A 14540-nucleotide genomic window follows, 5' to 3' on the forward strand; every position below is an offset into this window, starting at 1 on the left:
CGCCTTTCAGGGCAGCTGCCAGGGGAAGAAGAGCATGAAGATCGCGGCGGATGCGGCGATCGAGGCGACGATGAAGACGGTGTCTCGGATGCGGAACGGCACGAGGTGCCTCTCGGTGCGCGTCGAGTGCGCGCCGAAGGCCCGAGAGTCCATGGCCAGGGCCACGCGCTCGGCGTGGCGGATCGCACCCGCGAGCAGCGGAACGATGTATCCCCAGCCGCGAGCGATGCGCGCGAAGGGACTGCTGCCCCCATGGTGCCCTCGCACGCGATGCGCGGCTCTGATCACCGCGAGCTCGTGCCCGAAGCGCGGCACGAAGCGGAACGCGGCCAGGGCCGTGTAGCCGATGCGGTAGGGCACCCGCAGCTGCTGCACGCTGGCGCGCACGAGGTCGGGGCCGGTGGTGGTCAGGCCGCCGATGAGTGCGAGGGAGACGATCGCGCCGAGCCGCAGAGCCGTGGCGAAGCCGATCGCGAGGGCGCCCTGGCGCAGCGTCCAGTCGCCGAGCTGCACCACGGCAGCGGTGTCGCGCACGATCTCGGCGTCGACCCACAGCGAGAACCCGAGCCCGATGGCGATCATGCCGAGTGGGAGTGCGAGGAACAGCACCGCGGCGATGCGCCAGGTCACCCGCGATCCGAGGACGATCAGCGCGAGCGACAGTGCCAGGAAGGCGGCGGGCGTGGCGAGGTCGCGCACGAAGATCAGCAGCACCATGGCCGGGGCGACTCCCGCGACCTTCGCCAGCGGATTGAGCGCATACAGGAACTGGCGCCGAGACGATGCCGACATCGCGGCATACGGGTCGAAGGCGTGGGCGGTCATGCGATCGCCCGTCCCGCTGCGGCGAGCACGCGCTGCAGCGCCGGAAGGCGGAGCCCCGCCTCGACGAACGGCGTCTCGTCGGCGAAGAGCGCGTCGGTGCGGTCGGCGGCGTGCACGCGACCGTCTTTCAAGATCACCGTGTGCGACGTGTGCTCGGCGACGAGCTGCAGGTCATGGGTCACGATGACGATCGTCGTCCCCTCGTCACGCAGGTCGTGCAGCAGAGTGAGGAGCTCGGACGCCCGTGCACGATCCTGGCCGAATGTCGGTTCGTCGAGGGCGAGCACCCGCGGGCGGGTGATCAGGGCCGTGCCGACCGAGAGGCGGCGCTTCTCGCCGCCCGAGAGCAGGAACGGATGCACATCGGCCTTGGCCTCGAGGCCGAAGCGCATCAGCATGGCGTCGACGCGCTCGCGCGTCTCGGCATCCGGGGTGTGCCGCAGCCGAAGTCCGTGCGCGAGCTCGTCGAACACGGTGTGCGCGATGAACTGGTGCTCCGGGTTCTGGAACACGAACCCGATGCGGCTCGAGAGCTCGCGCGGCGAGGCCGACCCGGGGTCCATGCCGTCGACCGTGACCTGCCGCCGGGGCGGCGGGACGACACCGGCGAGCGCCTGCAGAAGGGTGGTCTTTCCGGCGCCGTTGGTCCCGACGATCGCCGTCAGGGTTCCCGCCTCGATGTCGAGGTCGATGCCGTGCAGGATCTCCGTGCGGTGACGACGAACCGTCAGCCCGCGGGCGCGGACGATCGGAGTGGCTGCACGGTCTGCCGCATCCGTCATTCCTTCGTGCGTCTGCAGGACCGACGCACGGATGCCGGAGGAGACAGCGGTATCCGGTCCTGCATCCGTGCCGTGGTCCTGCACACCGGACGGGTCAGGAGTGGCGGATGCCGCCGCCAGTGCCGCGGCGAGCTCCTCGGGTGTCAATGGAAGGTCGTCGAGATGCAGTGTTCCGGCATCCCGCATCCGCAGCGCCGCGAGTGTCGCCGCAGGCAGCCAGACACCCATCTCGACGAGCTCCGCCGCGTGCTCCCGGATGATCCGGGCCGGCGGTCCGTCGAAGACGACCCGCCCTGCGCGGTCGAGCACGATCGTGCGGGTCAGGAACCCCATCGCGGCGTCGAGATTGTGCTCGACGAGCAGGATGCCGCGGTCGCCCGCTGCGATCACGTCGGTCAGTGCGGCGTAGACGTCGTCGATGCCCTGCGGATCGAGGTTCGCGGTCGGTTCGTCGAGCACGATCAGGGGCGACCCCATCGCCAACGCGCACGCGATCGCGAGACGCTGACGCCCGCCGCCGGACAGGCGATCGGGGTTCTCATCGCGCCGCTCCCACAGGCCGACACGGCGCAGTGCGTCTTCGGTTCTCGTGCGCACCTCGTCGAGCGACAACAGCAGGTTCTCGGGGCCGAAGGCGACCTCGTCGTAGACCGTGCCGGTGACGATCTGGGCGTCCGGGTCCTGGAAGACCATCGCGACGTGGGTGCTCAGCGATGCGGTGTCGGCATCCGCCGTGCTGACTCCGCCGGCCTCGACCGATCCCGTCATGGTCGCGGGCACGGCGTGCGGGATCAGCCCGTTGAGCGCGAGCGTGAGCGTCGACTTGCCCGAACCCGAAGGGCCGAGCAGCAGCACCACCTCGCCGGCATCGATGTCGAAGGTGACGTCCCGCGGCGAGGGGTGCACAGCATCGGCGTGGGTGATCGAGAGGTCACGCACGCGGAGGAGAGGCGCAGATGAGCGCACGGCATAACCCCGGTTTCAGCGGATCGGTACCGTTCTAACTTAGCTGAGCCTTACCTGATCTGCACAGGTCGGACGGCTCGGAAGGTTCGGACGCCGTGATCAGCGCCGAGCGACGCCTGCGCGGCTGAGAGAAGATCCGATCGCGAGTCCTGCTGCGGTCCACGCGATCGGACCGAGCACCGCGATCACGAGGTAGGAGATCTCCGCCCACAGCGGGAAGGTCGCGAGGTCGACGGCGAAGAACACCACGACGGCCACGATGACCCCGATGATCGCTGCGGAGATGAAGAAGCGCCAAGGGCCCCAGGAGCGGTAGCGGGTGAGCGCGGCGATGCCCTCCTGGATCGCCCCGAACAGCAGTGCGGTGCCGATGAAGCGCAGCGTCCAGGCGGGATTGAACGCGCTCGAGATGAGGGCGGCGAACACGTGCGTGACGAGGGCCACGAAGGGGCGGCGCAGCACCTCCTGAGCGATGATCCCCGGCAGCACGTGCGAGCCGAGCACGAGTCCGTAGAGATACGGAGCGCCCACGATGACGACCGGCGTGATGAGCCCGGCGATCCCCCCGAGGATGCCCGTGGCGACGCCGATCGCGGCGCAGACCAGCAGCACGCGGGTCGTCAGAACGGGGGAGGGGGCCACCCCTCCAGCCTACTGTCGACCATTGTCGACACGGCTGGCCGTTCGTCCAGGAATAATCCCCGACCCTGGTGTGTGGACGGAAGCCGGGCGTAGCTTGAACGGCGGTGCGGCACCGCAGTCGCACCGTGATCATCGGGAGAAGCACATGGGTCGAACACCCCTCCGGATGGCAGCGGCCACCACCCTGGCAACGCTGTTCATCGCATCGACGGCAACCGCAGGCTACGCAGGCACGGAGGAGGTGACAAACCCCACTCCGGTCGACGGCACGCCCGGTCACTACATCGTCGTGCTGAAGTCCGATCCGCTCGCGAGCTACACCGGCGACGTCAACGGGCTCAAGGCCACCAAGCCCGCCGAAGGCGAGCAGCTCGAGACGCAGTCGCAGGATTCGCAGCGCTACGTGCAGCACCTCGAGGCCGAGCAGCAGACGGTCGCGCAGGAGGCGGGAGTCACTCCCGAGATCAGCTACCAGGTCGTGCTCAACGGCTTCAGCGCCGAGCTCACGGGCGCGCAGGTCGACAAGCTGCGGGCGTCGAAGGACGTGTACGACGTCTACCCCGACTTCATCCGTCACCCCGACGCGCAGACCTCGACGGACTTCCTCGGTCTCGGCGATGACAAGAAGGGGCGTGGCGGCGTCTGGCAGCAGACCGGCGGCGTCGACAAGGCCGGCGAGGGCGTGGTCGTGGGTGTCATCGACACGGGCATCGCTCCCGAGCACCCCTCCTTCGAGGGCAAGAAGCTCAAGAAGCAGCCGAAGCACGACAAGCGCCACAAGGGCGGTCAGCCGTACACCGACGGCACCTTCGTCTACTTCGACAAGTCCGACGGCGGCCAGTTCCAGAGCACGATGGTCGAGGCTCAGGAGTGGGACAAGGGCGACTACTCGTCGAAGCTCATCGGAGCCCAGTACTTCTACACCGGTGCCGAGGCGGCCGGATTCGACTTCCAGTACGACTACCTCTCGCCGCGCGACGGTGACGGCCACGGTTCGCACACCGCGAGCACGGCGGCCGGCAACTTCGGCGTGAAGGCCTCGATCGAGGACGTCGACTTCGGCAAGATCTCGGGGGTCGCCCCCGGAGCCAAGGTCGCCGCCTACAAGGCCTGCTACGTCGGGCCCGATGAGGCCGTCACCACCGACGACATCTGCGCGGGCAGCGACCTGATCGCCGCCATCGACCAGGCGGTCGCCGACGGCGTCGACGTGATCAACTACTCGATCGGCGGCGGAGCGGCATCCACCGTGCTCGCCCCCGAGGACATCGCGTTCTTCAACGCGGCGGCAGCCGGCGTCTTCGTCGCCACGAGCGCCGGCAACGACGGTCCCGACTCCGTCACCGCCGACCACGCCTCCCCCTGGTACACCACGGTCGCGGCATCGACGATCCCGACGTGGGAGGGCACCGTGCAGTTCGACGGCTTCGCCCAGGCCGGCGCATCGGTGAGCGTGCCGTTCGGCACGACCGTCACCGGGCCGTCGATCTACGCGGGTGACGCGCCGGCTGCCGGACAGGCTGCCGCCGATGCCGCGCTGTGCCTTCCGGGCACGCTGGATGCGGCGAAGGTCACGGGTCACATCGTGGTCTGCGACCGCGGGGGCAACGCCCGCGCCGAGAAGTCGCAGGTCGTGAAGGATGCCGGCGGCATGGGCGTCGTGCTCGTGAACGTGCCCGGTGGTGCGGACTCGCTCGACAACGACTTCCACGCGGTGCCCACCGTGCACCTCTCGTCCGTGCATCGCGCAGCCGTGCTCGCCTATGTGCAGGGCGGCGCCGATCGCCCGATCACGCTCGTCGGCGAGAACACGACCGGTGTCGTGACCCCGGTGCCGCAGATCGCCGGCTTCTCGAGCCGTGGCCCGATGCTCGCCGACGGCAGCGACATCATGAAGCCCGACATCGCAGCCCCCGGCGTCGCGATCCTCGCGGCCACGCAGAACGGGCCCGGAGAGGCGCCGACCTTCGGCATCCTGTCGGGCACGTCGATGGCGTCACCGCACATCGCCGGTCTCGCGGCGCTGTATCTCGGCGAGCGTCCCAACGCGAAGCCGGCTGAGGTCAAGTCGGCCATGATGACGACCGCCTACGACACGGTGAACCCCGACGGCTCGGCCAACAAGGACCCGTTCCAGCAGGGTGCGGGCCAGGTCGACCCGAAGCGCTACTTCAACCCGGGCCTGCTCTACCTGAACGACGTGCCCGACTGGGCCGCGTTCCTCGAGGGCAAGGGCCTGGCGGAGTTCGACGGCGTCGAGCCGATCGACGGCAGCGACCTGAACATCGCATCGTTCTCGATCGGATCGCTCGCGAGCGCGCAGAGCGTCACCCGCACGGTGACGGCGACCGAGAAGGGCACGTTCACGGCATCCGTCGATCTGCCCGGCGTCGACGTGACCGTCGAGCCCTCGACGCTGAAGTTCACCAAGCCCGGCCAGACCGCGACCTACACGGTCACGTTCGACAACCAGAGTGCTCCCGTCGAGCAGTGGGCGACCGGGTCGCTCACCTGGACGAGCAAGAGCAACTCGGTGCGCTCGCCGATCGCGGTCTTCCCCGTGACGGCCGACGCGCCGGCCGAGGTCGAGGGCACCGGGGTCGAGGGGGCGACCACGGTCGAGATCACCCCCGGCGTCGACGGTGCTCTGGCGCTCGGGCTCTCGGGACTCACGCCGTTCACCCTGCTGGAGGACCCCGACGGCCGTGTCGTCGGACACTCGGGCGATGAGGCGTCGGGCGATGAGAACAAGGACGTGTCGTGGATCGTCGACGTGCCGGAGGGCACGACGCTCTCGCGCTTCGACCTCGACTCGTCGGATGACGCGGGCAGCGACCTCGACCTGACCGTCTACCGGGTCGTGAGCGCCGACGACCTGCGCTACTACGAGCGCTGGCAGTCGGCGACCGGTTCGGCGGATGAGCAGGTCACACTCCCGGCTCCGACGGCGGGCACCTACCTGGTGGTCGCGAACGTCTACTCGACCTCGGCCCCGATGACGTGGGACATGACCTACGCCAACGTGCAGCCCGAGGGCGAAGGGGCGTTCACCGCGACCCCGAACCCGATCGAGGCCGTCCGCGGCCAGGCGACGAGCTACGAGCTGAGCTGGACCGGCCTCACCGCCGGCACCCGGTACCTCGGCCTCGTGCAGTACGGCGAGTCCGCCGTGCGCACGATCGTGACGGTCGACGCGCAGTAGCGATCAGCGCCGGCGCCCCGTGCTCTTCGGAGCGCGGGGCGCCGTCGCGTGCGGTCGCCGCATCGTCGGGGCCGCGTCGAGGCCGCGTCGCGTCGCGCGCGGGGCGCGGTGTCGCAGTCAGAGCCGTCAGATCTTGCGGCCGCGCGGCATCAGCCGCACGTCGGGAAGAGGCGGAGCGGGGATGCGGACATCGTGCCCTTCGACGACACCGAACCGCGCGGAGGCCGCCTCCCACTCGGTGCGAGCCTCGACGATCTCCTCGTGCGTGCGTCCGGCGAAGTTCCACCACATCACGATCTCGTCCTCGAAGGGCTCGCCGCCGATGAGGAACAGCAGCGCTCCCTGTGCGCTGGACACCTCGACCGAGTCCCTCGAGTCGCCGAGGTACAGCATGTCGTTCGACGACATCCCGTGCGTGGCGACGACGGCATCACCCTCGACGAGCATGAGGCCGTGCTCCCATCCCGAACGCAGGGGCAGGTGCAGACGAGCGCCCGCGGGGATCCGGATCTCCGCGCCGACGATCGGAGTGTGCACGGTGGCCGGCGATGAGGTGCCGGCGAACTCGCCGAGGACGACGGTGGCGGTGGCGTCCTGACCCTCGTCGGCAGGGAGCGGCAGCTGTGGCAGCTCGGTGTGCCGTTCGAAACCGGCAGCACCGTGCCGTGAGCTCTCGGGCAGCACCACCCAGAACTGCAGGGCGTCGAGGGGGATCGGATCATCGCCGATCGAGTACTCCGAATGCGAGATGCCGTTGCCGGCGGTCATGAGGTTCAGCTGGCCCCTGCGGAGGTCGGCGTCGCTGCCGACCGAGTCCCGGTGACGGATCTCTCCGACCAGCGGCCAGGTCACGGTCTGCAGCCCGATGTGCGGATGCGGTTCGACCCGCATCCTGGTGTCGGCGGGGCCGAACCGGTCGAGGAAGCACCACGCCCCGATGGTCGGGAGGTTGCGATGCGGCAGCACGCGCAGCACGTTCATCCCGCGCACCCCGCCGAGCGGCACCTCGCGTGGCTCGAGGACGATGCGTCGTTCGCCGATCATCACGCCTCCGTCGGAGCAGCGCCGGGCCGCTTCGGCCAGCGGATCTCGGCGCCCGGGATCTCATGCGTCGTCAGGTACTTCGCGATGTACGGGCAGAGCGGCACGATCGCGTCGCCGGATGCCGCGGCATCCGTCAGGGCGCGCTCAGCGAGGATCCCCGCGAGTCCCTGACCCTGGAACGCGGGGTCGATCTCGGTGTGGATGAAGCGGATCGCGCTCGGACGCAGCTCGAACTCGGCGAAGCCCGCGAGCGTCTCATCCGAGTGGATCTCGTAGCGGGAGGCGTCGTCGTTGCGGGTGACGGTGATGTCGGTCATCGGGGCTCCTTCGGGCGTCTGCCACAAACCTACGCCCGCTGAGCGTCCACAGGCGCGGCCGACGTCGGCGGGGGTCGTTACGCTGGAGGGATGCCGCAGACTCCCCGTGACCCGTACGAGGATCTGCCCTACGCCGACGAGCCGTGGGACGGCGCAGGGTGGGAGCCCTCCGAGCCGCCCGAGCCGATGGACTGGGAGCCGCAGGGCGCCGGGTACGAGCCGCCGCTCGACTGGGGCCAGGGCCCCGTGACACCGGTCGGACCGGCGTCCGCGCGGTCATCCGCACGCTCGTCTGCTCCCGGGGTGACGGCGACGGCCGCGCGACAGGCGGCCCCCAGCCGATACGCGACTGCGGCCGAGGCGCTGCACACGGTCTTCGGCTACGACGAGTTCCGCGGCGATCAGGCCGCGATCGTCGATCAGGTCATCTCGGGCGGTGACGCCGTCGTGCTCATGCCCACCGGCGGCGGCAAGAGCGTCACCTATCAGGTGCCCGCACTCGTGCGCGAGGGCACCGGCCTCGTGATCAGCCCGCTCATCGCTCTCATGCACGACCAGGTCGACGCGCTCCGGGCCAACGGCGTCAACGCCGCCTATCTCAACTCGACCCAGGCGATCGAAGAGCGGCGCGAGGTCGAACGGGCGTACGTCGCCGGCGAACTCGACCTCATCTACGTCGCCCCCGAGCGGCTGTCCTCGCCGCAGACGACCGCCCTGCTGCAGCGCGGCACGCTCAGCGTCATCGCGATCGACGAGGCGCACTGCGTGTCGCAGTGGGGTCATGACTTCCGCCCCGACTACCTCGCACTCGGCGATCTGGGCGAGCGGTTCCCCGGTGTACCGCGCATGGCGCTCACGGCCACCGCCACCCGGGCGACGCACAAGGAGCTCACCGAGCGACTGCGTCTCGACGCCGCCCAGCACTACGTGGCCAGCTTCGACCGGCCCAACATCCAGTATCGGATCGTGCCCAAGGTCGATCCGCGCAAGCAGCTCGTCTCGTTCATCCGCGCGCAGCCGGAGGGCTCAGTCGGCATCGTCTACGCGCTGAGCCGGAAGTCCGTCGAGCAGACCGCGACCTATCTCGCCGCTCAGGGCTTCGACGCGCTGCCGTATCACGCCGGTCTTCCGGCCGAGGTGCGCGCGAAGAACCAGTCCCGGTTCCTGCGCGAGGACGGCGTCGTGATGGTCGCGACGATCGCCTTCGGCATGGGAATCGACAAGCCCGATGTGCGCTTCGTCGCTCACATCGACCTGCCGAAGTCCGTCGAGGGCTACTACCAGGAGACCGGTCGCGCGGGCCGTGACGGCGAGCCGTCGATCGCCTGGATGGCTTATGGCCTGGGTGACGTGGTGCAGCAGCGTCGCATGATCGACCAGAGCCCGGGCGATCGCACGTTCAAGATGCGCCTGGGGCAGCACCTCGACGCGATGCTCGCGCTGTGCGAGACGGTCGAGTGCCGCCGCCAGAACCTTCTCGGCTACTTCGGGCAGGACTCGCAGCCGTGCGGCAACTGCGACACGTGCCTCGACGAGACCGAGACCTTCGACGGCCTGATCCCGGCACAGAAGCTGCTCTCGACGATCGTGCGGCTCAAGCGCGAGCGCAATCAGGCCTTCGGAGCCGGGCATCTGATCGACATCCTCCGCGGAGCCTCGACCGAGCGCATCCGTCAGCAGGGGCACGAGAAGCTCGCGACCTATGGAATCGGCGCCGACCTCTCCGACCAGGACTGGCGCAGCGTCGTCCGCCAGCTGCTCGCACGGGGGATCATCGTGGCGCAGGGCGACTACGGCACGCTCGCTCCGGGCGAGCAGTCGGCCGGCGTGCTGAAGGGCGAGACCCCGGTGCCGTTGCGCAAGGACACGATCGGACGCCCCGCTTCGTCGCCGCGGGCACGCAAGGCGAGTGCGGCGGACGCGCTCGATCAGTCCGACCGCCCGCTCTTCGAGGCGCTGCGGGCGTGGCGCGCCGAGACGGCGCGCGAGCAGGGCGTTCCGGCGTACATCGTCTTCGGCGATGCGACGCTGCGTGCGCTCGCCGAGCATCGTCCGGCTTCGCTGGCCGACCTCGACGGGATCACGGGGATCGGCGCCAAGAAGCGGGATGCCTACGGCGAGGGAGTGCTCACCGTCATCGCGGCCGGCTGACGCAGGGCGCCGTTCAGCTCGGCAGCACGTCTTCGAGATGCGCGCGCAGGTGGGCGCCGACGTCGACGGCCCCGCGGTCGTAGAGCCACTGGTACTGCAGGCCGTCCCACAGGGCGATCAGCCAGATCGCCTCGTGCTCGGGGTCGCGGTGCTCGGGCAGATCGCCGTCGATGCGGGCGAGACGGAACAGCTCGGTGAAGTAGTCGATCGCCTGGGAGAACCGCGTGGCGAAGTAGTCGTGCGCAGGGTGCATGGCCGGCACCGCTTCGCAGGAGAGCACCGCGTAGACCTCGATGAGGCCGGGCTCGTCGAGTGCGCTCACACGTGCTCCGAGCGGGATCGCGCGCAGCGCGTCGGCGGCTCGCTCGGCATGGGTGGACTCGCTGCGCACACGGATCGCGCTGTCGCGCTCGGAGAGCACCGCGCTGAGCAGCAGTTCCTTCGACGGGTAGTGGTGGAGCAGAGTGGACTTCGAGACGCCGACAGCCTGAGCGATGTCCCGAAGACTGGTGTCCCCGTAGCCGTCCTGGGAGAACAGGCGTGAGGCGTCGGCGAGGATCTGCGCGCGGCGGCGCCGTCCCACCTCGTATCCCGGGGAGTCGTCGACGGCGGGCTCTCCGAACACCGGCGGCAAGGGGCCGGTAGCGGTCGGAGAAGGGTCGGGGCTGTCGGCATCCCGCCACCCGTAGGGCAGTGCCCACAGGGATTCGCGCTCCTCGAGCATCTGCACGACGTCGACCCGGTCAGGCAGATACTGAGAGATCAGCTGCAGCCCGTCCCAGCCCGCGCTGTGACGCACGGACTCGTCCGCGACGTCGCGGTCGGCGCCGATCGTCCCATGCAGCGCCGCATCTTCGAGGACATCCGTGCTGAGGCGGTGCAGGCGTGCATACCGCTGGCGCATCCGCTCGTGCGCCGGGTGTCCGGAGGCGGATGCTTCCCCGGTGAGCGCGGCGAAGAGCTCGAGGTAGCCGGGGGTGCGCGCGTTGCGTCGAGCCACGTCCGCGAAGATCAGTTCACCGGAATCGGATGCCGCAGCGAGCAGGTCGAATGCCCGTTCGTTGTCGTCCTCGAAACCGGCGACGACCTCGGCGAGCAGGTCGTCCTTCGACGCGAAATGTCCGAGCAGCCCCGGATGGCTCACGGATGCCGCGGCGGCGATGTCGCGCAGGGACGTCGAACGGTATCCGTTCGAGACGAAGAGCTCTCGGGCCGCGTCCACGATCCGCTGACGCGTGGCCGCGGCGCGCGCCTGGCGCGAGCCCATCGTGGCTGCTGTCGTCATCCCGTCCACCCTTCCCTCTCATTCTCTCTCATTACCAATCGGTAGACATTCACTTACCAATCGGTCGATATTCCGGTATTGTCATCCTCACGTCGTGTCGCAGATGACCGGCGCACCTTGCCCGAAAGGATCCACCCGTGACAGAGCTGTCATCGGCCGCCACCGCGGCCGCCGTAGGAACGACCGGTTTCAAAGTTCCCGGCACCACCCCGCTGAAGACGCCCCGTGGCTACACCCCCGGACTCGCCGCCGTGAACTTCGGCGTCTACCTCGCCCTGCTCACCCCGGTGATGGTGTCGATGGCCTTCAAGATCCAGCGGCTCGACCCCACCAACACCGAGGCGAGCCTCGGACTGGTGATGGGTGTCGGTGCGGCCTTCGCGCTCGTCGCGAATCCCCTCGTCGGTCGCCTCTCCGACCGCACGACCTCGCGGTGGGGCATGCGTCGCCCCTGGATCCTCGGCGGTGCGATCGTCGGTCTCGGCGGCTTCGCGATCATCGGCGCCGCGACCTCGGTGCTCGTCGTTCTTCTCGCGTGGTGCCTCGTGCAGGCATCCATGAACGCCGTGCTCGCGGCGGCCAACGCGACCCTGCCCGATCAGGTGCCGGTCTCGAGCCGTGGCAAGGTGTCGGGCATCATCGGCATCACGACCCCCATCGGCATCCTCGCCGGCAGCTTCATCGTCAACTTCCTCCCCGGCGACTTCGAGCGCTTCTTCGTCCCCGGTGCCATCGCGCTGATCCTCGTCATCGTGTTCGTGCTCACCCTCAAGGACCGTCGTCTCACCGAGAAGCCCGCCACGCGCTTCACGGTCGGCACGTTCTTCGGCTCGTTCGTGTTCAACCCCCGCAAGCACCCCGACTTCGGATGGACCTGGCTCACGAAGTTCTTCGTGATGTTCGGCTACGCGGGCATCGCCACCTTCCTGCCGCTCTACCTGGTGACCAAGTTCCAGCTCGACGAGCAGGGCGCAGTCGGCACGATCCTGATCGCCAACCTCGCCTCCATGGCCGCGATGGCTATCTCCGCGCCGCTCGGCGGATTCCTCTCCGACAAGATCGGCAAGCGCCGGCCGTTCGTCGCGATCGCCGGCGTCATCATGGTCGTGGGCCTCGTGATCCTCGCGATCGCTCCGTCGATCGCCGTCGTCATCGTCGCTCAGGCCATCATCGGACTCGGTGCCGGGTCGTTCCTGTCGGTCGATCTCGCGCTGGCGACCGAAGTGCTGCCCAACCCCGACGACGTGGCGAAGGACCTCGGCGTGCTCAACATCGCCAACGCCCTTCCCCAGTCGATCGCCCCGGCCATCGCGCCGAGCATCATCGCTCTCGGCGCCGCGACGCCGCTGGGCGGCTACACGACCTGGTACCTCTTCGGAGCGCTCGTCGCACTCGCCGGCGCCGTTCTCGTCTACCGCATCAAGGGAGTCAAGTGACCATGACCGACACCGACGTGACCACTGCCCGACCGTGGCTCGACGCGGCCCTGCCGGTCGATGAGAGAGTGCAGCTCCTCCTCGACGAGATGACCGTCGAGGAGAAGGCCGGACTGTTCTTCCACACGATGATCGCGATCGGAGACCTCGATGAGGCGAACCCGATCTTCGGCACACCGAGCGCCCGCGAGTTCATCGACCTCAAGAACATGACGCACTTCAACCTGCTGGGGGCGGCGCCCACCGGGCGAGAGATAGCCGCCTGGCAGAACGAGCTGCAGCGGCTGGCGGCCTCGACCCGGCTCGGCATCCCGGTCACGCTGTCGACCGACCCGCGGCATTCGTTCAGCGAGAATCCCGGGGCGTCGATCCTCGCCGGACCGTTCTCGCAGTGGCCGGAGACCCTGGGTCTCGCAGCCACCCGTGACCCCGAGCTGGTCGAACGGTTCGCAGATATCGCTCGTCAGGAATATACGGCTGTCGGCCTGCGCGTCGCCCTTCACCCGCAGGTCGACCTCGCCACCGAACCGAGGTGGGCGCGGCAGACGGCGACGTTCGGAGAGGACCCCGAATTGACGGGCATTCTGGGAGCGGCATATATCCGCGGGTTCCAGGGCGACTCGTTCGGTCCCGGATCGGTCTCGACCATGACCAAGCACTTCCCCGGCGGCGGGCCGCAGCTCGACGGCGAGGACCCGCACTTCCCGTACGGGCGGGAGCAGGTGTATCCCGGGGGTGCGTTCGACCTGCACCTCAAGCCCTTCGAGGATGCACTGGCCGCCGGCACGCGTCAGATGATGCCGTACTACGGCATGCCCGTCGGCACCGAGTACGAGGAGGTCGGGTTCGGCTTCAACAGGTCGGTGATCACCGGGCTGCTGCGCGAGCGATTCGGGTTCGACGGCCTGGTGTGCACCGATTGGGGTCTGATCAACGATGCGGAGATCTTCGGCCAGCCGTTCCCTGCCCGCGCCTGGGGCGTGGAGGATCTGACGCCGCGAGAGCGGATGCTCAAGGTGCTCGATGCGGGTGTCGATCAGTTCGGTGGCGAGGACTGCCCCGAACTGCTGCTCGGGCTGGTCGCCGAGGGCTCGGTCTCGGAGGAGAGGCTCGACCTCTCCGCGCGACGGATCCTGCGGGAGAAGTTCGAGCTCGGGCTCTTCGAGAACCCGTTCGTCGACGAGGACGCGGCGGACGAGATCGTCGGCAGCGCGGAGTTCCGCGCCGCGGGAGAGGCGGCCCAGCGCGCCTCCGTGACCGTGCTGACGAACGATGGCTCGCTGCCCTTCGCCCCCGGGATCAAGCTCTACGTCGAGGGGATCGAACCATCCGTCGCAGCCGCGTACGGCGACGTCGTGGCGACCGTCGACGAGGCCGACCTGGCGATCCTCCGTCTCCAGGCGCCGTTCGAGCAGCGCGACACGACCTTCGAGAACTTCTTCCATGCGGGGTCGCTCGAGTTCTCCGACGAGGTGCTCGCGCATGTCGCCGCCATCGCCGGAGCCGTGCCGACCGTGGTCGATGTGCTCGCCGATCGACCGCCCATTCTCGAACCGATCGTGGCCGGTGCGGCGGCCGTCACCGTCAACTGGGGTGTCTCAGGGGCGGCGCTGCTCGATGTGCTGAGCGGCGTCGCGAGCGCGCAGGGCAGGCTCCCGTTCGACCTGCCGAGGTCGATGGCCGCGGTCGTCGCCTCGCGACCCGATGTGCCGTTCGACACCGCTGATCCGCTCTTCCGATTCGGCGACGGGCTCGCTCTGTAGCCCTCGCTTCACGCCCTGAACCGCCCCGCAGACCTCGGTCTGCGGGGCGGTTTCGTCGTGTGGCCGGAGTGCGTGTCGCGCCTGCGCGGAGTGCGCTGGACCCCTCCTATTCGTCCTGGCGAAAGCG

At 69.1% G+C, this 14540-nt stretch carries 10 protein-coding genes; 4 read left to right on the plus strand and 6 right to left on the minus strand.

What is annotated here, in order from left to right; all coding sequences use genetic code 11:
* Positions 1 to 6: 6 nt before the first annotated feature.
* From LQZ85_RS10460 to LQZ85_RS10470, 3 genes are all read right to left on the minus strand, one after another.
* Positions 7 to 825 carry an energy-coupling factor transporter transmembrane component T gene (locus LQZ85_RS10460; protein ID WP_056276573.1) on the minus strand — a complete coding sequence of 273 codons (819 nt, stop codon included), beginning with the start codon at positions 823 to 825 and terminating at the stop codon, positions 7 to 9.
* Entirely contained in the window at positions 822 to 2573 is a 1752-nt protein-coding gene (locus tag LQZ85_RS10465; RefSeq protein WP_056276576.1) for an ABC transporter ATP-binding protein, read from the minus strand. The genes LQZ85_RS10460 and LQZ85_RS10465 overlap by 4 nt, the downstream gene beginning before the upstream one ends.
* 99 nt (positions 2574 to 2672) lie before the next feature.
* Positions 2673 to 3215: an ECF transporter S component gene (locus tag LQZ85_RS10470; protein WP_056276581.1), complete on the minus strand. Its 543-nt coding sequence runs from the start codon at positions 3213 to 3215 to the stop codon at positions 2673 to 2675.
* A gap of 145 nt (positions 3216 to 3360) precedes the next feature.
* Between LQZ85_RS10470 and LQZ85_RS10475 the strand changes: the two genes are divergently transcribed.
* Positions 3361 to 6417: a S8 family peptidase gene (locus LQZ85_RS10475; protein WP_230100869.1), complete on the plus strand. Its 3057-nt coding sequence runs from the start codon at positions 3361 to 3363 to the stop codon at positions 6415 to 6417.
* A 126-nt stretch (positions 6418 to 6543) separates the two neighbouring features.
* On the opposite strand, the gene LQZ85_RS10480 is transcribed toward LQZ85_RS10475, so the two are convergent.
* Positions 6544 to 7461 carry a pirin family protein gene (locus LQZ85_RS10480; protein WP_056276585.1) on the minus strand — a complete coding sequence of 306 codons (918 nt, stop codon included), beginning with the start codon at positions 7459 to 7461 and terminating at the stop codon, positions 6544 to 6546.
* The gene (locus tag LQZ85_RS10485) at positions 7461 to 7778 is read right to left on the minus strand and encodes a GNAT family N-acetyltransferase (protein WP_056276588.1); all 318 of its coding nucleotides are present in this window, start codon (positions 7776 to 7778) and stop codon (positions 7461 to 7463) included. The genes LQZ85_RS10480 and LQZ85_RS10485 overlap by 1 nt, the downstream gene beginning before the upstream one ends.
* A gap of 90 nt (positions 7779 to 7868) precedes the next feature.
* Here LQZ85_RS10485 and recQ point away from each other — a divergent pair, with 90 nt between their 5' ends.
* The gene (gene recQ / locus LQZ85_RS10490; protein WP_056276590.1) at positions 7869 to 9929 is read left to right on the plus strand and encodes a DNA helicase RecQ; all 2061 of its coding nucleotides are present in this window, start codon (positions 7869 to 7871) and stop codon (positions 9927 to 9929) included.
* A 13-nt stretch (positions 9930 to 9942) separates the two neighbouring features.
* Here the strand turns inward: recQ and LQZ85_RS10495 are convergent, their stop codons facing one another.
* Complete coding sequence (locus LQZ85_RS10495) at positions 9943 to 11214, minus strand: TetR/AcrR family transcriptional regulator (RefSeq protein WP_056276593.1); 1272 nt, start codon at positions 11212 to 11214, stop codon at positions 9943 to 9945.
* Between the two features lie 137 nt (positions 11215 to 11351).
* Here LQZ85_RS10495 and LQZ85_RS10500 point away from each other — a divergent pair, with 137 nt between their 5' ends.
* Positions 11352 to 12650: an MFS transporter gene (locus tag LQZ85_RS10500; RefSeq protein WP_056276597.1), complete on the plus strand. Its 1299-nt coding sequence runs from the start codon at positions 11352 to 11354 to the stop codon at positions 12648 to 12650.
* A gap of 2 nt (positions 12651 to 12652) precedes the next feature.
* Entirely contained in the window at positions 12653 to 14413 is a 1761-nt protein-coding gene (locus LQZ85_RS10505) for a glycoside hydrolase family 3 N-terminal domain-containing protein (protein ID WP_056276601.1), read from the plus strand.
* Positions 14414 to 14540: the final 127 nt, after the last annotated feature.

Source organism: Microbacterium sp. Bi98, assembly GCF_918698045.1.
In the GTDB taxonomy this organism is placed as follows: domain Bacteria; phylum Actinomycetota; class Actinomycetes; order Actinomycetales; family Microbacteriaceae; genus Microbacterium.

Coding starts and splice junctions, on each gene's coding strand:
- LQZ85_RS10460 (WP_056276573.1), bottom strand. CDS start 825: ATGACCGCCCACGCCTTCGACCCGTATGCCGCGATGTCGGCATCGTCT.
- LQZ85_RS10475 (WP_230100869.1), top strand. CDS start 3,361: ATGGGTCGAACACCCCTCCGGATGGCAGCGGCCACCACCCTGGCAACG.
- LQZ85_RS10480 (WP_056276585.1), bottom strand. CDS start 7,461: ATGATCGGCGAACGACGCATCGTCCTCGAGCCACGCGAGGTGCCGCTC.
- LQZ85_RS10485 (WP_056276588.1), bottom strand. CDS start 7,778: ATGACCGACATCACCGTCACCCGCAACGACGACGCCTCCCGCTACGAG.
- recQ (WP_056276590.1), top strand. CDS start 7,869: ATGCCGCAGACTCCCCGTGACCCGTACGAGGATCTGCCCTACGCCGAC.
- LQZ85_RS10495 (WP_056276593.1), bottom strand. CDS start 11,214: ATGACGACAGCAGCCACGATGGGCTCGCGCCAGGCGCGCGCCGCGGCC.
- LQZ85_RS10505 (WP_056276601.1), top strand. CDS start 12,653: ATGACCGACACCGACGTGACCACTGCCCGACCGTGGCTCGACGCGGCC.